Source organism: Gracilimonas sp. B-17 (assembly GCF_056857935.1).
Window position 1 is genome coordinate 12,489 of record NZ_JBSXOA010000010.1, and the last position, 19,273, is coordinate 31,761.

The following is a 19,273-nucleotide window of genomic DNA, read 5'->3' on the forward strand; positions in this document are numbered from 1 at the left end:
AACATATGTCATCTAAAAAAGTTTACATAGATTTATTTGCTGGATGTGGAGGAATGTCACTGGGACTTTATAATTCGGGGCACTGGGAAGGTTTATTTGCTATTGAAAAAGATGAAATGGCTTTTGAAACTCTAAAGCATAACCTCATTGATAAAGTCGATCATTTTAGGTGGCCCAAATGGTTGAAGCAAAGGCATTATAGTATTAAAACTATCCTAACCAGTTATAGAAATGAACTTGAAGAATTGAAAGGTCAAGTTGACTTGGTTGTTGGAGGACCACCATGTCAAGGTTTTTCTAATGCAGGGAGAAGAAAAGAAGATGACAAGCGAAACGACCTTATAAAAGATTATATAAGGTTTGTAAAACTTGTGAGGCCAAAAGTGATCTTTTTCGAAAACGTTAAAGGTTTTACCCAAGAGTTCCAGAAAAATAAATCAAAAGGCAAGAAGTACTCCAACTATGTTTTAAAAAGGCTTAATTCTTTAGGGTATGATGTTAAAGGCCAGATGATAGATTTTTCAAAGTTTGGTGTTCCTCAAAAAAGAACACGGTTTATTCTTGTTGGAGTGGATAAAAAATTGAATAAAAGTTCTAAGAAATTCTTTAGCCAAATTGAAGCTAATGTAGATAGTTTTTTAGCTTCTAAGAATTTATCTGTTCCGGTAAAACTCGAGGATGCTATTAGCGATCTTTTAATGGAGCATGGAACAGAACAATCTCCTGATACGAAGAGCTTTGAGGCAGGTATTTATGATAAGCCAAATTCTAACTATCAAAGTTTATTAAGAAGAAGAAAAAAGCTTAAGGGTAAGATTGCGGATAGCCATCGCTTTGTTAATCATCGATCAAGCACAGTTGATAGGTTCGAAGTTATTCTAAGTAAAGCTGAAAAAGGAAAAGATTTAGGAGAAGACATCAGAAAACAATATTCAATTAAAAAACATACAATTATTCCTTTAGATAAGGATGATGTAAGTCCTACTCTAACCACATTACCTGATGACTATATTCATTATTCGGAACCAAGAGTGCTTACAGTGAGGGAGTATGCAAGAATTCAATCCTTTGATGACTGGTATGAGATAAAAGGAAAGTATACAACAGGAGGAAATAGGAGAACAAAAGAAGTTCCTCGATATTCTCAAATTGGGAATGCAATTCCACCCTTATTTGGAGAGCAAACTGGACAGATTTTAAATAATTTTTTAAATGAGTAAAAAACTAGAGTTTAGAATAAGTGCGGCCTTAAAGAATATAATTGGACGTGATTTAATAACTGATGATTTCATAGCTGTATTTGAATTAGTAAAGAATTCATATGATGCATACGCTAGTAGTGTTGAAATAATATTTGAGGGAGAAAAAATTGTAATTAAAGACAATGGTAAGGGGATGAGCTACTCTGATTTAAAAGAAAAGTGGCTTTTTGTTGCCTATTCTGCAAAAAAAGAAGGAGTAGAGGACAAAAACTTAGACAGATTAGAAGACTACCGATCTAAAGTTTCTCCAAAAAGATATTATGCTGGTGCTAAAGGTGTTGGTAGGTTTTCATGTGATAGACTTGGTTCAGAGCTCAAGTTGATAACAAAAAGGCCAGATAGTGAAGAGATAAATCAATTGAAAGTTGATTGGGGTAGATTTGATCAGGATTCTGAAGATGAGTTTGTAAACATAAAAGTTGATCATACTACTCTTAATGAATCACCTTATGATAATTTTGAAAATGGCACAATTTTAGAGATAACGAGTTTAAATTCTAATTGGCCAAGAAGCAAGATTCTAAAATTAAAACATTCTTTGGAGAAGTTAATAAACCCGTTTCAAGTACTTGATGAAGATAGCCAGAATGAGTCAGTTTTTTCAATTGATATAATTGCTGAACATGAAAAGGAAAAGGATAAAGAAACTAAAAAAGAGAGGAAAAAAGTTAATGGCCCAGTAAAAAATTTCATCTTTGAAAAGTTAAATGTCAAAACGACGCAAATAATTACTGAAGTTTTTGAAGATTATATTATAACAACATTAAAAGATAGGGGAGAAGAGATATACAAGATTAAAGAAGAAAATGATATCCTTATCACTGACAGAAATAAAATCCCAGAAAAATTAACTGGTATAAAATATCATCTCTTCTATCTAAACAGAGCTGCTAAATATAATTTTACCTCAGAAATGGGTATTCAACCTGTAAGGTTTGGTTCAGTTTTTTTATATCGAAACGGTTTTAGAGTATATCCTTATGGTGAGCCTGATAGAGATATGTTTAACATAGATGTAAGAAAAGCACAAAAGCATTATTCAAGATTAGGGACAAGAGATTTATTAGGAAGGATAGAAATAACTGATGATAAAGATGAGTTTAAGGAAACTTCAAGTAGAGATGGGGGACTAATTCAAAATAGTGCTTATTACGAAATGCGGAAATTATTTCTAGAAAAATGTCTCGAAAGGTTAGAAAATTATGTTGTTGGTATTCAATGGTCACTAAAAGATAAAGGAGAAGAATTAGATTTAATCAAATCACTGGAAGGCAAGAATAAAATAATCAGATTAGTAAGCGAGTTAGCAGACTCTGATAACATTGAATTAATAAGTTACAATAAAAACTTTCTTGATATTATTAGTGATAAAATTGATGAAGAAGCTCCAGATGATATTTTTCAGAATCTAAAGAAATTAGCTGAAGTTACTGGTGATGAAGATTATGCGTCAAAAATTGAAGAAGCTCACAATAAGTATCAGGAAGAACTTGAAATAAGGAGACATATAGAACGAGAGTTGAGTGATACTAAAAAAGAAAATTTGTTTCTCAAATCACTCCGATCTTCCGATTTTGATGAAATAGTTAGTTTCATGCATCAAGTTAGTATTTCGGCGAATACTGTAGATAATTACTTGAAAGGTATATATAAAAGAATAAATAGTAACGTAGAAATACCCCCAGAGGAAATAAAAGATATCATTGAAACAGTTACGCTTGAGAATAAAAAGATTATGTCAGTTGCGAAATTTGCGACCAAAGCGAATTTTAAACTATATACTGAAGAAAGTGAGATAGATTTAGTTAACTACATTGAAGAATATGTATTTAATGTCGTTAAAAGTGTTCAGTCAAATGATTTTAAAATTAAACTTAGGATTTCTAATGAGTTCGAATTCAAGATTAAAACAAGGCCGATAGAAATAAATATTTTAATAGACAACTTAATTAGTAACTCTAAAAAAGCTAGCGCTGATAACGTAGAAATACATTTGATTCAAATCGATGAAGATCATTTGGAAATAAGATTTAAAGATGATGGAGATGGGATCGAGGAAACAATATCAGAAAAAGTATTTGAGTTTGGCTTTACCACAACTTCTGGATCTGGGCTAGGCTTATTTCACGTGAAAAAAATTGTGACTGATTTGGGTGGGTATATTCAAATAAATAAAGGTTACAAAAAAGGAACAGAATTAATAATTAGTCTGGAAAAGTAAATTATAAAACACAATCAAATGATTTTAAATATAGTTTGGGTAGAAGATGTTGAAAGTACAAAAAAAGCTATGTGGTACAATATTGAACCGGAAATTAAAGCTTTAGATGTAGAGTTTAACATAGCATGGTTTAAAAATGGAGCTAATGTTTCGAAATACATTGCTCAAAAAAACGGGAAGAGAGGTAAGGTAGGTGAAGAAAATGAAGATCAAGTAGTACACCTTATGTTTGTAGATTATAATTTGGATGAAGAGATAAAAGAAGGGCAAAAAAAAGGGTTAGATGGAAAATGGGTTATAATTGACACTCGTAAACATGATAATGAGTTACCTATTTTGTTTTACTCATCAAACAATGAAATTGAACTAGAAAAATTAATTGAGAATGAAAATAAGGTGTGGTTTTCTCATCGAGATGATTTTATTGATGAGCTAATAAGGCTTTTGAAGAAGGAATTCCTATCTTGATAATCAATATTTTGAAATACTTGGCATTGCTTGTTGTCAATAATCCCCCATCCCCGCAATCACATTCCTTATCCCACCTCTGGGATTTTCCACATCACCTTTGTAGCGAGGAATAACGTGAATATGAGTATGAAAGATAGTTTGTCCGGCGGCCTCGTTCATGTTGAAGCCAATGTTGAATCCGTCGGGTTGGTATTTCTTTTCTACAATCGTTTTCACTCGTTCCACCATAATTTGGCAGGCGGTTTTTTCTTTGTCGGTCATTTCAAAATAGTGGCCCGATTTCCGTTTGGGAATCACCAGGGCGTGACCATTGCTTACGGGATATTTGTCGTAGATACTGTACACCGTGGCCAGTTCTGAAATGAGTTTGGCATCCGAAGACGGATTTTCAAAAACACCCTCTTTGCCATTATCAACCTGAGTAAAATGCCGGTATTCATAAATTTCACAAAAATCATTTTTGAAGAAGGATTTGTAGGGCAATTTTACATTGCATTGGTACGTCAGCACTTTGTGTACATAATGAGTTCGGTAGCCTTGTCTTTTCAAATCACGGCGTACTGTGAAGAATGCTTTTCCCGTAGGCTTTAGCAATTCACTGACCGACATCAACACCTCCGCCTGTTCTTCCGGCAACAACACATTCAGCACGTATTGGCAGAGAATGGTATCAAATTTTTGAGTGGGATAATCGGGAGCGTAGTAGGGATCATAATTGGTGCAGGAAATCCCTTTGGCATTCAAGAACTCTGCATCTTTCCCAAATCCCGAGCCGAAATCGAGCACCTCTCCTTGAATCACTCCTGTGTTGTAGAGCTTGCGGGTGGGGTACGAAACCTTGTCCCGTTCCTTGGCGGTAAGATGTGCGTTGGGATTTCCTTTCATCACAAATTGAATGCTTCAAAACCGCGGGTTTCGATTAGATACCGGCTTTTCTCTTTCATGGAATGGAAGGCGGAATTTTCCCAGTTATGCTGTTCAAAATCCTGCCGGGTGATGAGGTTTACATTCATCTCTTTTTCAAACCCAGCTTGTTCCACATCCCGGATGATCTGCCAATAGGAAATGATTTGGTCTTTCCGGTTGTCCAGTAATTCCAGGGAGGGAATTTTGTCGCGCTTGCTGTTATTCACAGAGGCTTTGGCCGGCAACAAATTCCACAGGTCATTATTCCGCCAAACCGAAAACGGAAGGACGTGATCTATATTCAGATCATCGGTAATCCGTCTGCCCGACCAAACGCATTCCAGGTCGCCATTCTTCTTTTTCAACGTCTTGAAGATCTTTTCAGACAACAACACATTCCGCGCTTCCTGCGGCGATTTCAACATGGTTTCCAGCACCTGACTTTTATTCAGGCTCTTGTCTTTATCTACGGTAAACTCCGCCCAGTTGATCAGGATGGAATGCATCCCGGTCACAAAACTTCCCATCAACTCCATCACCTTAAAATAGTCGATTGGAATAGAGAACCGGGTAAAATTTTCGATCAAAAAGTTCACATCCATTTTATCTGGCTGCATCAACCGGATGTTTGTTTCTTCCCGATAATAGATGCTGTACTCGGTCCCGTTCACCGATTTCCCGATATAGCGCATGGGCTGATCTTTGATGGTATCCCGGAGTTTCTTGCAAAGCTGAAAAACGGGGTCTTCCATTTCATCGGGCAGATTCCCCCGGATGAGTTCAGAATAAAAGACCGAAAGTCCGCCTCTCATTTTATAAAAATCCGTTACCTCTTTGAAGAGCGAGCGAAAGGATAGCGTAAATGAATCAAGATCGTCACCGTTTCTCTGGGGAAGTTCTTGTTCAATGATCGGGTAGTAATATTCCAGCCATTTCAGGATCAACAATCCTACCGGAAGCACTACGCGATCATCTTTGAATTCCTGATACGGCGACTTTTCCTGGATCACTTCTATCGTAGCCCGAAGCAGCGCAAATTTGTAGGTGGTGTCTTTGCTGTCCCGCTCAATGATCTGGTTGATATTTTTTAGTACCTCGTATTCCATCTCCCCAAAACTAAACTTTATTAAGGATAAAGCAAGGCGGATCAAAACATTAGGTTGGATAAGAAATGAGGGTGTAAAACCAGTTCACCCGAAAAAGAAAGGCATAAAAATAGCCCGACCGGATCGCTTCCGTGAGCGTGCTTTCAGAATATCGAATATCGAACATTGAATAATGAATAACGAAGGGGGTTGGAGTGTTTAGGGTTTAGTGTTTAGTGCTTAGTTTTGAGTGTTTAGTGCTTAGTTTTGAGTGCTTAGTGCTTAGTTTTGAGTGGGGTTGGAATGGGAACTGCTGATATAGGTTCGAGTGATGACGATCAAGTGAGTCCGGATCGCCGTTTGGTCTATCGGTGCATCGGTGATTCGTTATTCAGTGTTTTTTTTTGATCTGGCTCCCGAGGGGTCTGACGATCGGAAGGCCCGATGAGTCCCGTAAACTATCCCTGGCCGAATTTATTCATCAACCGAACCGGAAGTGTTCAGACGATGTCCGGTCTTTCCGTCTTCGGTAATCGGTCCTTAACTCAAAACTCAGCACTCAAAACTCATAACTAAAATCCCTATCTTCAGTGCTGTTGAAACCATTAAACCATCCCTGATATCATGAAATTACGATCCCTGTCTTTTGCGCTGCTGACCCTTTCCATTCTTGCTTCCTGTACCACTCCGGAGTCCCCCGGAAATTCTTCTCCGGGCATCACCGCTGAGGAAGTATCGGAGCATATCACTTTTCTTTCCAGTGATGAGATGAAAGGCCGGGAAACGGGAACCGCTGAGGAAGCGGCAGCGGCTAATTATATCGCGGATGCGTTCAGAGCCTATGGCCTCGATCCTGTCGGCGATGAGGAAACCTATTTTCAGTCGTTCACCGTAAATATGTCGGTGCTGGATAATCCCCATGCTTCGGATGATGACTCCACGGCCGACAAGCGCCTGGCAAAAAATGTAGCGGGACTTCTTCAGGGAACCGGCGATTCTGAGGAGCTGATCATCATCGGGGCGCATTATGACCACCTGGGGATGGGTGAGTTTGGATCACTGAGCAGTGCCGACGAGCTGAAGATCCATAATGGTGCGGATGATAATGCCTCAGGAACCGCAGGATTATTGGAGCTGGCGGAGTATTTTTCTGAGAATCGCCCCGAGACGGATATCCTCTTCCTGGCTTTTTCGGGTGAGGAGATGGGCTTGCTGGGTTCGCAATATTATGTGGATAACCCAACCGTGGATCTGGAGAATGCCCTGGCGATGATCAACATGGATATGATCGGCCGCATGAACGACGACCGCCTGATGATCTTTGGCGTGGCTACCACGGACTCATGGGAATCAATTTTAACGAGTGCCAACACGGATTCGCTGTCGCTGGATCTGGTTCCGGATGGCACGGGTGCCAGTGATCACACGAGTTTCTATTACAAGAACCTGCCGGTGCTCCATTACTTCACCGATACCCATGCCGATTACCATCGCCCGTCTGATGATGCCGAGTGGATCAATGCGGAAGGTCAGGCGAAACTGCTTCAGCATGTAGCACGCGTGGTTCAACAACTGGATGCCCTGGATAAACAGGATCTCCCGTTTGTGGAGGCTCCGGGTGAGCAGCGGCAGTCCATGCGTATGGATGGCCCAACCCTGGGCGTTCTTCCTGATTATGGTTTTGATGGGGAGGGATTTCGCATCACGGGTGTTAGCGGTGATGGCCCTGCCAAAAAGGGCGGCCTCGAAGGCGGGGATATCATCATTAAGATCGGCGAGATGGAGATCGCGGATATCTATGGCTATATGGGTGCCCTCAATGAGCTTGAAAGGGGGACTACGGTGCCGGTTACGGTTATCCGTGATGGCGAGGAGATGGTTTTTGAGCTGGAACTGTAGGGAGTGTTTAGTGTTTAGTGTTTAGTGCTTAGTGTTTAGTTGATTTAGACAGAGGACGGAAGACGGAAGACGGAGGACCCGTTTTAGAATATCGAACAGAGGAATATTGAACACGGAATGATGAAGTTTGTCACGCCGTGCTCCAATATCTCTATCAGGATGACAACAGGATGGTTAATATTGGTGTTCAGTAGTTAGCTACTGAGTTCCCTTACCCTACGGCGGCAAAGGCAGAGATTGAGTGCCTCGCAATTATCGGCTTGGCATATCATCCCACTTCGAAATTCATTATTCCGTGTTCGATATTCGATATTCTCTCAGAGGTTTCTCCGTTTCACTGATAAAGACGTGAAGGAAAACCTGGATGGAGTTATAAAGATCCTATCCAGAAAAGTTAATGAGTTGGAAAGTGAGTGCGGTTGAATAATGCATCCTTGCCCATGGTGACTAACACCCTCCGCGTGTTTTAACAAGTAAAAACCCTGCACCTCCCTCAAGGGAGGACTTTATCGGGGTTATTTAACCTTTTGGAGCCTGCCTTTTACCAAAGAGCTTAAACTACCTCGGGCAGTCTCCCATCGAGGGGAGTGTAAAATCAGTTCACTGATTTTACCGAGGGGTGTCAGTCTTTTTTGAGGCAAAAGATTACAGGTCGAAATTATTTTGTAAGGATTCGACTCAAACTCCCTCTTACTTTAAATAAAAGAGAGAGTGGAATGAGTAGAAACAAGATCATCCCATACAAAAAAGAGCTGAGGTCTATCGCAAGAACCTTGCGGAAAAACATGACCCTGTCAGAAATACTCTTATGGCAACAGATAAAAGGAAGAGCACTTGGGGTTCAATTTCACAGGCAAGTACCTATGGACCAATTTGTCGTAGATTTTTATTGTCATGAGATCATGTTAGCTATAGAAGTGGATGGAAGTTCACATGATAATCCTCAAAAGTTTGAACTGGATAAACAACGACAGAAATGTTTAGAAGCATTTGGTGTGAAGTTTCTTCGTTTCACTGATAAAGACGTGAAGGATAATCTGAATGGAGTTATAAAGATCCTATCCAGAAAAGTTAAAGAGTTGGAAAGTGAATGCGGTTGAATAATGCATCCTTGCCCATGGTGACTAACACCCTCCGCGTGTTTTAACAAGCTAAAACCCTGCACCTCCCTCAAGGGAGGACCCTGGTGGAATATCGAACAGAGGAATATTCAACATTGAATATTGAAGTGGATCGATAAACGATTCTACCCCCCCACTTCGAAATTCATTATTCCTTGTTCAATATTCGATATTCTCTCAGAGGTCTCCCCTTGAGGGGAGTGTAAAATCAGTTCACTGATTTTACCGAGGGGTGTCAGTCACTTGACTTAGCAATCCCACTCATCCCGGTTCAAACCATTTTACTCAAAATTCAGCCCTGTCTTTCCACCAACAACGGGCAAGGTCAGCATAGTGCCATCCAGGTCTATCGTTAGTTCGGTGCCGGGTTGTGGGTGGAGGGTGTATTCCTGATCACTGCTGAAGATCATGAGGCCGAGTTGTTGTCCCGGAGGGATGATCTGATCATCCGGCTGAAGATCGAAAGTGATGGTATAGTATTTTCCGGGCTCCAGGGGTTCGCTTTCGGTCAGCGATTCATGGTTTTGAGGATCGGCCCAGCCTCGGGTGATGATATTATCGGTGATCTGTGCACCACGACCTTCTTCCCAGGGCAGAGCTACCAGCCAAACGGATAGATTCGCTGCCGGTTTGCTGCTCGCCAGCTTCACCGTGATAGAGGGTACGCCGGAAATATGCAGGGAATCGGAAAGAGGGTCGCTCACGTACATCAGGCGATGGTTGGTCCATTTAGCCTTGGCCAGAGCGGTGCCATCAAAGGATACATTATCCATGAAGGTTTCTGTGCCGGCATTCTCTGTTTTTTGGGTGGAAAGGGTGCCTCGCTCAGGGGCATTACCGGATATATAGAAGGTCACATCCTGTGCTGCCGGGTGCGGGTATTCCGGGTAGGAGGTCGGCTGGTCGCGTTCGTTATTTTCACGGGTGATCCATGATCGCGGCAGATCCTCAACCCCGTTCTCCACATCAAACAAATACCGGGTGAACCACATATTCATGAGCCAGATGGGAGGTTGCCCGCCATGTCCGCCCTGATGATAGTAGATCATGCTTGGCACTCCTTTTTCTTTAAGCGCTTTGTAAATGCGATAACTGTGTTCTGGCATCACGTTCCAGTCATTGAAGGCATGGGCCATCAGCACGGGGGCCTCAAGGGGCTCCAGGTCATTCAGGTAATCACGGCCGGCCCAGAATTCATTGTAGTCGCCGGTCACACGGTCGATGCCATTTGCCATGATCGAGTCTCTGTAAACACTACGATTGTGCTCACGATATTCTTCTGCCCCACTGTGAATGAAATCAAAGAGCACATCCACATCTTCCCCAAGATATCCACCCGGCGAGCGAACCAATCCATTGGAGCGGTAGTAGTGATAGTATGAGGTGTTCGGCGCTACGGGAATGATAGCTTCCAATCCTTCCACGCCGGTGGTGGCGGCTGCCAGTGGCAGGGTTCCATTGTAGGATGTTCCGGTCATCCCAACCTGACCGGTGGTCCAATAGGCTTCCACCTTTTCATTGCCATCAGGAGTGGTATATCCATTAGCGCGACCGTTCAACCAATCAATGACGGCCTTGGGAGCCAGCGATTCGTTGTCACCGCCTACTGTGGGAGATCCCTGGGATAGACCTGTTCCGGGTGAGCTGGAGTGCACCACGATAAAGCCACGGGGAACCCAGGTTTTGAGGTGGGAGTTGGAGATAACCGGTCGTTCACCGCGTCGCTCAACCTCAGGCCCTGCGATTCGTACCGGTGGTTCTTCCCCGATCTCATGTTCCACATTCCAGAAGAAATCATAGGGTGGTCGGGCGGTGCCTGCATAATAGGGACTGGTCTCATAGATGACCGGCAGCTGCAGGTCCCCGGATTCGGTCTGTTGAGGTCGCATTACGGATACATGCATGCGATCCGGTTTGCCATTGCCATCGGTATCAAATTCTGTTTCCACCCATAGGTCGTGCCGGATCCAGTTTTCGGGGTCCTCAAATTCCGGGATCACCTGCGCCTGACCGTCTTCAATGACGGGTACCTGAATATCCTGTGCCTGTAATTGCGCCGGGATTCCGGAGATGAAGATGAATGCTAAAGCGGTTAGCCAAAGGGTGGTTTTGGGGAATGATCTCATGGTGGTCTATGATTTCGTGTTATTTTATTTCCTTCAGGAAAGTAACAGATAATGAGAATATTGTTTGGGAAAGTTTGGGGGTAGTTTTGAGTGTTTAGTGTTTAGTGTTTAGTGTTTAGTGCTTAGTGCTTAGTGTTTAGTGTTTAGTGCTGAGTTTTGAGTTTTGAGTGGTCTGACGGATGGTACTCGAATCGGGCAAAAGCTTCTGGACCCACCTCCGGACACCCCACGGTCAAATCAGCAGGCTGATTTACCCTCTCCCCTCAAGGGGAGACCTCCGGTGGAATATTGAACAATGAATATTCATCCTAACCCAATTAGGGGTCATCCTGAGGAAACGAAGGATCTTGCCTATTCTTGCCTAGTTGGCTATATCGCCTTCCACCCCGTCATCCGTCTTCGGTCCCCGGTCAAAACTACCCGGTTGCCCGTATTCACAACCCAATCCCTGTCCCTTGCCCTACGGCTCGTAGAAGAAAATCTGGGTATTAAGATCCATCGCCGCAGGGTAAGGGGACGCCCTGGTAGCAATGAAGGTCATTCCATAGAAATCGGGAATCTAATAGTAAGTATTAACTTCATAGTGTAGTATTCACATCAGCAGACACTATAGAGTTTCCCCGCTTGGGCGGGGATCAAGGGGAGACAGAGGGAATATCGAACATTGAACAAGGAACATTGAATATCGAAGTGAGGCTAATTCAATGTAAACAAACCCAAAAAAGGGCGTCATCCTGAGGGCCCGAAGGATCTTGCCTATTCGTAGCTGGTTGCCCAAATCGACTTCTACCCCGTCATCTGTCCCCGGTCTTCGGTCAAATCTACCCGGTTGGCCTGATCACGACCTCATCTGTCTTCTCCTTCGCAAGGAGAAGGACGCTTGTTATGCCTGGTAAATAGTAAATCCATCACAGCCATTAGTAAGTGCCGTGTATTTGAACTTGGATTTACTGGATTCATTTACCATCAAAGAGTTGTCATCCTTGTAGATGTCAGGTAATTCGAGGACAGAATATTATACATGTTCTTGTACGACCCTGAAGGGGGCACATATGAATAGCCTCGGCCAATGAAATGCGGTTGCATTGAAGCAGGCCGGGGTATGAAATATAAATACGCAAAGCTTCGCCCAAAAGGTGATCTAGTCTATACCGTTTAACGAAGCTTGGGCAACCAACTTTTTAGGGGCTTTGGTACCCGCTTGCCCCAACCCAGCGATAGCCATGTGATATTTTGGCACCTTTCGTTGCTTGGGTTATTGCTAGTACGGGGATATATCCCAGGGTTGCACCCGCTTACGCGGTTTTACCCCGGGCTATTCATATGTGACCCCTTCAGGGCCTTCGTCTTAACTAACATTGTCCTTGAATTATCTGACATCTACAGGGATGACAACGGAGAAGTGGATCGTGAGGAGAGGAAGAAAACGTATCCAATAAAAAAATCCCTCACACGAAAGATCATGTGAGGGATTAAAATGCAAGTAGTGAGAACCTTAGTCCTCGCTTATTTAGTTTACTTGTTCATTAGTTTTCTGAAGTCCTCCAAAGTACCGCGAACGGCTTTGGCTGATTCAGATAGAAGGTCTTGTTCTTTTTCGTTTAATTCAACCTCAATCACTTCTTTTACACCGCCTTTTCCGAGTTTGACCGGAACACCGATGTAAAGATCATCAATTCCATATTGCCCGTCGATGTGTGCACATACCGGGAAAATACGGTTTTGATCGAGCAGGATAGCTTCTACCATCTGTGCAGCAGCTGCGCCGGGCGCATACCATGCGGATGTCCCCATAAGTCCCACGATCTCACCGCCACCTTTTTTGGCGCGGTCCACGATCTCATCCAGACGATCTTCATCAATAAAGTGCGTGATCGGCATACCGGATAGTGTGGTGAAGCGTGGCAAAGGCACCATGGTATCGCCATGACCACCCATCAGCAGGGCCTGAATATCTTTCGGAGATACGTCCAGCTCACTGGCTATGAAGGCGCGGAAACGAGCGGTATCAAGGATACCGGCCATGCCCATCACCTTGTCGTAGGCAAGTCCACTGGCTTCCTTGGCAACCTGTACCATCACATCCAGCGGGTTGGATACCACGATGAGGATGGTGTCGGGTGAGTGTTTTGCTAATTCCTTACTTACACTGCTCACAATATTAGCGTTGATCTCAAGCAGGTCATCGCGGCTCATACCCGGGCGGCGTGGGACACCGGCTGTGATCACACAAACATCTGATCCGGCAGTATCGGCATAATCAACGGTACCGGTGATGCGGGTGTCAAATAGGTGGATGGGGGCAGATTCCCACTGATCCAATCCGCGGCCTTTGGATGGGTAAAATGTTTTGTCTCCGTCCTTTTTCTCGATGTCCACGGCTACGATCTCTTTGCAGATATCGCGCTGCGCAAGGGCGTCTACTACGGTTGAGCCAACGTTACCTCCGGCTCCAACAACTGTTACTTTCATTGTGTTAGTGTTTTTAAGTTAGCATTGATTGTTCTAAAATATTCTTTCCCGAAACGTGTAATAAAAATATGAATTTTAGATGTTCAAAGTTGTAATAACTCGGAGGGGTAGTTTTGAGTGTTGAGTGTTGAGAGATTTTGGACGGAAGACAGGGGACGGGGAACCGAATACTGTGAGGCAGAGCCTCAGGTGGGCGTTGCGCAGCAGAGCTACACAACGAGGTTATGAGGTTAAGTGGTGGTCAACAGGGTACACTTCATTATTCAGTGTTCCTTGTTCGATATTCGATATTCAACATGGTCCGCGATCTGCTCGGCGTGGATGCGGGAGTTTTCGATAAAGAGGCTGCTGGTGTCCATACCGCCGCAAACCACTCCGGCTACATACACGCCTTTACGTTTGGTCTCAAGGCTGTTTTCATCATAGACCGGCATGCATTTTTCATCTTCGGTGAGCTCTATTCCCAGGCTTTCCATCAGGTCGTAGTTGGGATGATAGCCTGTCATGGCCAGCACGAAGTCGTTTTCCAGGGTTACTTCACCATCCGGGGTGTCCAATACCACTTCTTTCTCACGGATCTCCTTCACATTGGAATTGAAATAAGCCGGGATCTCACCATTCTTGATCCGGTTCTCGATATCAGGTTTCACCCAGTACTTCACGGTGGGTTTGATGGTATCATATTTCAGGAGCATGCTAACTTCCGCCCCGCCTCTCCAGCATTCGAGGGCAGCATCCACGGCAGAATTCCCGCCGCCAACCACCAGTACTTTCTGCCAGGCGTAGGGATGCGGTTCATCATAATAATGCTTCACCTTTTGCAACTCCTCTCCGGGCACATCCATCATGTTGGGTTTTCCATAAAAGCCGGAGGCCACGATCACCTTGTCCGCTTTATAGGTTTCCTTATCCGTCTTGACGGTAAAATTACCGTCTTCACCTTCCATACTTTCAACGGTCTCATACAGGTTTACCGGCAGCTCATAATGTTCAGCTACCCTGCGATAATACTCCAATGCCTCAACCCGCGTTGGTTTTGAGCCATGCGAGATAAAGGGGATATTCCCGATCTCAAGTTTATCAGAGGTTGAGAAAAAGGTCATATTGGTGGGATAGTGAAAGATGGAATTCACTAAACAACCTCTCTCGATGATCTTGAATGGGATGTTTCGTTCCTTGAGTGCGATTCCGGTGGCAAGCCCAATAGGACCTGCCCCAATTATAATGACCATTAATTTAATTTGGTTTGATGATTGAGTAAGTGACCACTAACAACAGCCCAAAGATACGAATCGTTTGAGTATCAGAACACTGAAAGCACGGAACTATTCAGTCGCATTATTGATATGGTATATCACCGGCATCTATAATTTTAACTTTTCACACATCACTAATGGATCATTTTTATAACATCATCTTTCTACTGGGCTTCCTGATACTCAGCCCCTCTATTCATGCTCAGCTTTTAAATGTTGAAAGCGTACGCACCAATGCCGACACCACCGGATGGTACGGAGAGCTGGAATTTGACCTTTCGCTGAATCACTATAATGAGGATGTTTTTGAATTTACGAATGAATCCAACCTCTCCTATTTTTCTCAGGATCATGCCTACATGCTACTTAACAAGCTGAAATTTGTGAATCTGGATGGTAACTCTCTGATCAGCAGCGGCTATGTTCATCTTCGATCCACCTTTGCCAGAAAGGGTAAGATCTCACCCGAACTCTTTATTCAATATCAGTACAATAATAATCTTGGGCTGAATAACCGGGCCTTAGGCGGGGCCGGTATCAAATACCGTTTTTACCGCTCCGATAAATGGCAAGCCAGCATCTCGACCGCGCTCATGGCTGAGTATGAGGAATGGCAACTAAATGAGCAGGCTTCCATCGAAAATGAATTCCTGAAGAGTACCAGCAATATCTCATTGCGGGGCAAACTCAGCGAAACTGCCAGATTCAAGCTGATCGGTTACTATCAGGCCAGGCCCGATGAGTTCTTCAAGGCTCGGTCCATACTTGAATCCGGCCTTCAGATGGATCTTAGTAAACGAGTGGCTGTTTCCATCAACTTTGTGGCTTCCTATGATACTAACCCGATCATCGACATCCCCAACCTGACGTATGAATTAAGTAACGGTTTCCTGATCCGATTTTAACTTTTGGTGTCATTAAAAACATTACATTTTATCTTACGTACTTAGTCAGGAGCGACCCAAAAAATCTATTTTCCAGTTAATAATTATGTGTTTCAAAACTAAATGGACCATTCTTAGTGTACTTGTTTTTGGAGGGCTGTTTTGTCCTGTTTCAACTTTTGCCCAAATTGATGATCAGTCCCAGAAAACAACAGAGTTCAAGATCGGGCTGGCATTAAGTGGCGGAGGAGCAAAGGGTTTTGCTCACATCGGTGTATTAAAGGTTCTTGAAGAAGCCGGTATTGAGGTGGATGTGGTGGCCGGAACCAGCATGGGCGCCGTGGTTGGCGGATTATATGCCATTGGTTACAGCACGGATGAACTTGAAGATATTGCCCTGTATACCGACTGGAATGAGCTATTCAATGAAACCAGGCCCAGAAAATACCAGTTCATCTTTCAAAATCAGACCAATGAGCGACTCATATTTTCGGTTCCTTATGAGGAGGGTACCGTAAGCCTGCCTCGCGGACTTATTCAGGGGCAAAAGATCTCATTACTCTTAAATCAGCTTACCCTACCATACCACGAGGTCATAAACTTCAGGGAACTGCCCATCCCCTTTGCCTGCGTGGTCACTAACCTTGAGACCGGAGAAGGCGTCATGGTGGACAGCGGTTATCTGCCGGAAGCCATTCGTGCGAGCACGGCCATTCCGAGTGTCTTTAAGCCTGTATCCATGAACGATTCACTTTATATCGATGGCGGGGTGATCCGGAATATTCCGGCTACGGATGCGCGGAAACTGGGAGCCACTTATGTGATCTCATCGGATGTCAGTGAGCCGATCCTTCCGGCCGACAGCCTTCGGTCTTTTATAGATATCATGGTGCAGTCGGTTGGCTTTAGCCGTGAGAAGTCAAACATAGTACAAAGGAAGGAATCCGACCTGTTGATCAGCCCGAATATGAACAGCTATTCAACCTTCGATTTCAATAAAGCCAGGGAGATCATTGCCGAAGGTGAGAAAGCTGCCAGAGCTGTACTTCCACAATTAAAAGAGATCCAAAAGAAACACTCGGGGCATGCCCATAGAACTTTTTCTGAAGTACCGGATAAGATATCCATCAGCCGGATCGACATTGAAGGAGCCGATGAATATCTGAGGAACAGCCTCAGAAGTTCACTGACCATACAGGAAGGACAGATCGTACCGGTCAGTAAGATCTCGGAACAGATGGACCTGATGTATTCCTCAGGTCATATTGAAGACCTCAGTTATCGGGTTATACCGGATCCGGATTCAGAGGGTTCAATATTAAGCATTACGATCTCTGCCGTGCAGCAGAATACGCTTGGCCTTGGGGCACGATATGACAGTCAGTACAGGGCTTCTCTGCTTTTCAGCAGCATGTTCAATAAGGTCTTCAGCGAGGGTGATGCATTAGTGAGTGAACTTCGTCTTGGAGAACAACTGGAGCTTACTGCCAGCTATGCTCTTCCGTATACCTTGTATCCCGAATCAGGCTTGAACTTCAAGATCGATGGCTTTCGGGTACCCATTGACATCTTTGATGGAAGTTCGATCACTTCATCCGTCAATATTGAATCACTTTCCTTTAATGTGAAGACCTGGATCAGAGCATTCCGTAATGCTTCCCTGTCAGCCGGAGCCAAGACAGAGTTCTATAACATCGATCAGGCTGTCGGAGAGACTCTTCTATTCAATAATGTGGACAGAATATTGTCGGCTCACGGCTCTTTATATCTAAATACCTTTAACCAATCCTATTTTCCCACATCCGGACATAACCTTTTCATTCAAACTGAATTATCGAATACCTACTGGGGAAGCGGAATCACTTTTGTTCAGCATATCCTCAATTGGGTGTCCCGAATTCCACTGCATGAAAAGGTGACTTTTTTGAGCAGGGTCACCGCTGGCGGTACCTTCCAGAACAAGGTAGAACTGCCTCTGCATTACCAATTTTATAGTGGGGGTGCCTTTCCCAATTATGTCAGGCGTGAGCATCAGTATCCTTTACTGGGCTATAATGTTCACGAGCTCAGGGGAGATAACCTGAAATCTCTGGAGGCCGGCTTACAGTATCAGTTCAGGGATAATGGTTTTATGCAGCTCAAATGGAATGCCTCAGATCTGCGGGACCAATGGACCTGGGATATTCCATTTTCTGAATTTGAGCATGGTTTTGGCCTTTCAGCCGGGTTAGTGACACTGATCGGTCCGGTGGAAGTGACCCTGATGACCAAAGACGGAAATGGGCCCTATTCACTGAAGATAAACGTAGGTCATCATTTTTGAACCTTGTGGAACGAGGTGGTTCAGTGACCGGTATCAAACCAGTTCAGTATCACCCGGTACAGCCATCCTGATGGTGAACTAAGGAAACCTACGTGCCCGCCTTCTTCGGTAAATAGAGTTTGAATGGCTTTGTTTTCCCCGATGGTCTTTTGAGGGGCAAATTCAATAGGACACAGGGTATCCATTTTACTATGAACGACCAGGAGGTCTGCCTTAACTTCTCCATAAAAATGCCTGCTGGAGCACCTGAAATAATAATCATCGGCTCCGGAAAATCCATGCAAAACGGCCGTCACCTGGTCGTCAAATTCATAGATCGAATTCCCCCTGAAGATGGGCATATCCGGATACGATTGTCTTTTCTTTTCCAGTTTGTCGGCCAGAGTGATCAGGAACCGCTTCTCATAAAGCTTATTGATGCCCTGCTGCATGCGCAACGACCCTTCTTTGAGATCGTATGGTGGTGACACCGCCACAGCTCGCTTAACCAGGCTTTGGTTGCCCTCTTCACCCAGATATTTCACCAAAGCATTGGCGCCCAGAGAATATCCCACAGCATAAATGTCTTTTTCGGGGAACCGCTGGCTGATCCAGTTGAATAGCGTGCGGTAATCATCCGTAGCCCCGGAGTGGTAGAAACGGGGTTGTTTGTTGAGCCGGCTGCCGCATCCCCTGAAATTCAATGCCACCGATGGAAAACCGGCCTCCCTGAGTTCACTCATCAAATTGGCGATGTAATGCCTGTCTGTAGATCCTTCCAGACCATGGAATAAAGCCACCACAGGTTTTTCGGATGAAAACTCACAAACATCCACCTCCAGAAAATCCTCATCAGGGGTTGGGATCTCTATTCGTTCATGTGGAGGCTTTTGAACCTTTGAGAATTGTGATGCCACTATGGTATGCACGTGCGTATTCCATGCCCACCAAACCGATTCAAATGGTTCAAATCCATTCATAGTATCTTTTCTTTCCTTATCCATCCGGGTAAAGCTATCGAGTTTTTATCATTCATTCCATTATACATTTTTGCTCGTTCCCAACCGCCGGTGGGGAATGCATGCCCGGACCACAGGGGTGGGTAAGACACCTATAGGTTCCATAATCGAGCGGGTAGCCCAACCTCCGAAGCGCCTCATAAATTATCCCACCAACCGGGCGGAGGTTCTTTGTGTTGACTCTCTATCCCCGGGATAAATCCCGGGGCTATTAACATATCATCCCTAAGGGATGAGCCAGCTCAACAT

13 protein-coding genes are annotated in these 19,273 nt (G+C 44.0%); 7 read left to right on the forward strand and 6 right to left on the reverse strand.

The window, feature by feature from the left end:
* Positions 1-5 precede the first annotated feature (5 nt).
* Genes AC13FX_RS03350 through AC13FX_RS03360 form a run of 3 tightly spaced genes read left to right on the forward strand, consistent with a single transcriptional unit; the run spans position 6 to position 3,951 of the window.
* Positions 6-1,220, forward strand: coding sequence for a DNA cytosine methyltransferase (locus AC13FX_RS03350; protein WP_482879045.1), 1,215 nt, complete (start codon positions 6-8; stop codon positions 1,218-1,220).
* Positions 1,213-3,483: an ATP-binding protein gene (locus AC13FX_RS03355; RefSeq protein WP_482879046.1), complete on the forward strand. Its 2,271-nt coding sequence runs from the start codon at positions 1,213-1,215 to the stop codon at positions 3,481-3,483. The genes AC13FX_RS03350 and AC13FX_RS03355 overlap by 8 nt, the downstream gene beginning before the upstream one ends.
* A gap of 18 nt (positions 3,484-3,501) precedes the next feature.
* Positions 3,502-3,951, forward strand: a complete 450-nt coding sequence (locus tag AC13FX_RS03360) for a hypothetical protein (protein ID WP_482879047.1) — start codon at positions 3,502-3,504, stop codon at positions 3,949-3,951.
* A gap of 36 nt (positions 3,952-3,987) precedes the next feature.
* On the opposite strand, the gene AC13FX_RS03365 is transcribed toward AC13FX_RS03360, so the two are convergent.
* Positions 3,988-4,839: an HIT family protein gene (locus tag AC13FX_RS03365; RefSeq protein WP_482879048.1), complete on the reverse strand. Its 852-nt coding sequence runs from the start codon at positions 4,837-4,839 to the stop codon at positions 3,988-3,990.
* Complete coding sequence (locus AC13FX_RS03370) at positions 4,839-5,966, reverse strand: HNH endonuclease domain-containing protein (RefSeq protein ID WP_482879049.1); 1,128 nt, start codon at positions 5,964-5,966, stop codon at positions 4,839-4,841. Before AC13FX_RS03370 ends, AC13FX_RS03365 begins: the two co-directional genes overlap by 1 nt.
* A gap of 603 nt (positions 5,967-6,569) precedes the next feature.
* Between AC13FX_RS03370 and AC13FX_RS03375 the strand changes: the two genes are divergently transcribed.
* Positions 6,570-7,844: a M28 family peptidase gene (locus AC13FX_RS03375; protein WP_482879050.1), complete on the forward strand. Its 1,275-nt coding sequence runs from the start codon at positions 6,570-6,572 to the stop codon at positions 7,842-7,844.
* A gap of 716 nt (positions 7,845-8,560) precedes the next feature.
* Complete coding sequence (locus AC13FX_RS03380; protein ID WP_482879051.1) at positions 8,561-8,944, forward strand: endonuclease domain-containing protein; 384 nt, start codon at positions 8,561-8,563, stop codon at positions 8,942-8,944.
* A gap of 302 nt (positions 8,945-9,246) precedes the next feature.
* Here the strand turns inward: AC13FX_RS03380 and AC13FX_RS03385 are convergent, their stop codons facing one another.
* From AC13FX_RS03385 to AC13FX_RS03395, 3 genes are all read right to left on the reverse strand, one after another.
* On the reverse strand, positions 9,247-11,091 hold the full coding sequence (locus tag AC13FX_RS03385) for a Xaa-Pro dipeptidyl-peptidase (protein ID WP_482879052.1): 1,845 nt from the start codon (positions 11,089-11,091) through the stop codon (positions 9,247-9,249).
* Positions 11,092-12,606: 1,515 nt separating this feature from the next.
* Positions 12,607-13,563: a malate dehydrogenase gene (gene mdh, locus AC13FX_RS03390; RefSeq protein ID WP_482879053.1), complete on the reverse strand. Its 957-nt coding sequence runs from the start codon at positions 13,561-13,563 to the stop codon at positions 12,607-12,609.
* A gap of 263 nt (positions 13,564-13,826) precedes the next feature.
* Entirely contained in the window at positions 13,827-14,795 is a 969-nt protein-coding gene (locus AC13FX_RS03395; RefSeq protein ID WP_482879054.1) for a YpdA family putative bacillithiol disulfide reductase, read from the reverse strand.
* Between the two features lie 161 nt (positions 14,796-14,956).
* On the opposite strand from AC13FX_RS03395, the gene AC13FX_RS03400 reads away from it, so the two are divergent.
* Complete coding sequence (locus AC13FX_RS03400) at positions 14,957-15,724, forward strand: DUF481 domain-containing protein (protein ID WP_482879055.1); 768 nt, start codon at positions 14,957-14,959, stop codon at positions 15,722-15,724.
* A gap of 85 nt (positions 15,725-15,809) precedes the next feature.
* The gene (locus AC13FX_RS03405; RefSeq protein ID WP_482879056.1) at positions 15,810-18,026 is read left to right on the forward strand and encodes a patatin-like phospholipase family protein; all 2,217 of its coding nucleotides are present in this window, start codon (positions 15,810-15,812) and stop codon (positions 18,024-18,026) included.
* 20 nt (positions 18,027-18,046) lie between these two features.
* Here the strand turns inward: AC13FX_RS03405 and AC13FX_RS03410 are convergent, their stop codons facing one another.
* A complete protein-coding gene (locus tag AC13FX_RS03410) occupies positions 18,047-19,009 on the reverse strand; it encodes a YheT family hydrolase (RefSeq protein ID WP_482879057.1) in 963 nt (320 codons plus the stop codon).
* Between the last annotated feature and the right edge of the window lie 264 nt (positions 19,010-19,273).

What these genes read in the sequence shown, in the direction of transcription:
- AC13FX_RS03400 (WP_482879055.1), top strand. Translation starts at nt 14,957, where the DNA reads ATGGATCATTTTTATAACATCATCTTTCTACTGGGCTTCCTGATACTC.
- AC13FX_RS03410 (WP_482879057.1), bottom strand. Translation starts at nt 19,009, where the DNA reads ATGGATAAGGAAAGAAAAGATACTATGAATGGATTTGAACCATTTGAA.
- AC13FX_RS03360 (WP_482879047.1), top strand. Translation starts at nt 3,502, where the DNA reads ATGATTTTAAATATAGTTTGGGTAGAAGATGTTGAAAGTACAAAAAAA.
- AC13FX_RS03350 (WP_482879045.1), top strand. Translation starts at nt 6, where the DNA reads ATGTCATCTAAAAAAGTTTACATAGATTTATTTGCTGGATGTGGAGGA.
- AC13FX_RS03380 (WP_482879051.1), top strand. Translation starts at nt 8,561, where the DNA reads ATGAGTAGAAACAAGATCATCCCATACAAAAAAGAGCTGAGGTCTATC.
- AC13FX_RS03370 (WP_482879049.1), bottom strand. Translation starts at nt 5,966, where the DNA reads ATGGAATACGAGGTACTAAAAAATATCAACCAGATCATTGAGCGGGAC.
- AC13FX_RS03385 (WP_482879052.1), bottom strand. Translation starts at nt 11,091, where the DNA reads ATGAGATCATTCCCCAAAACCACCCTTTGGCTAACCGCTTTAGCATTC.
- AC13FX_RS03355 (WP_482879046.1), top strand. Translation starts at nt 1,213, where the DNA reads ATGAGTAAAAAACTAGAGTTTAGAATAAGTGCGGCCTTAAAGAATATA.
- AC13FX_RS03405 (WP_482879056.1), top strand. Translation starts at nt 15,810, where the DNA reads ATGTGTTTCAAAACTAAATGGACCATTCTTAGTGTACTTGTTTTTGGA.
- AC13FX_RS03375 (WP_482879050.1), top strand. Translation starts at nt 6,570, where the DNA reads ATGAAATTACGATCCCTGTCTTTTGCGCTGCTGACCCTTTCCATTCTT.
- mdh (WP_482879053.1), bottom strand. Translation starts at nt 13,563, where the DNA reads ATGAAAGTAACAGTTGTTGGAGCCGGAGGTAACGTTGGCTCAACCGTA.
- AC13FX_RS03365 (WP_482879048.1), bottom strand. Translation starts at nt 4,839, where the DNA reads ATGAAAGGAAATCCCAACGCACATCTTACCGCCAAGGAACGGGACAAG.
- AC13FX_RS03395 (WP_482879054.1), bottom strand. Translation starts at nt 14,795, where the DNA reads ATGGTCATTATAATTGGGGCAGGTCCTATTGGGCTTGCCACCGGAATC.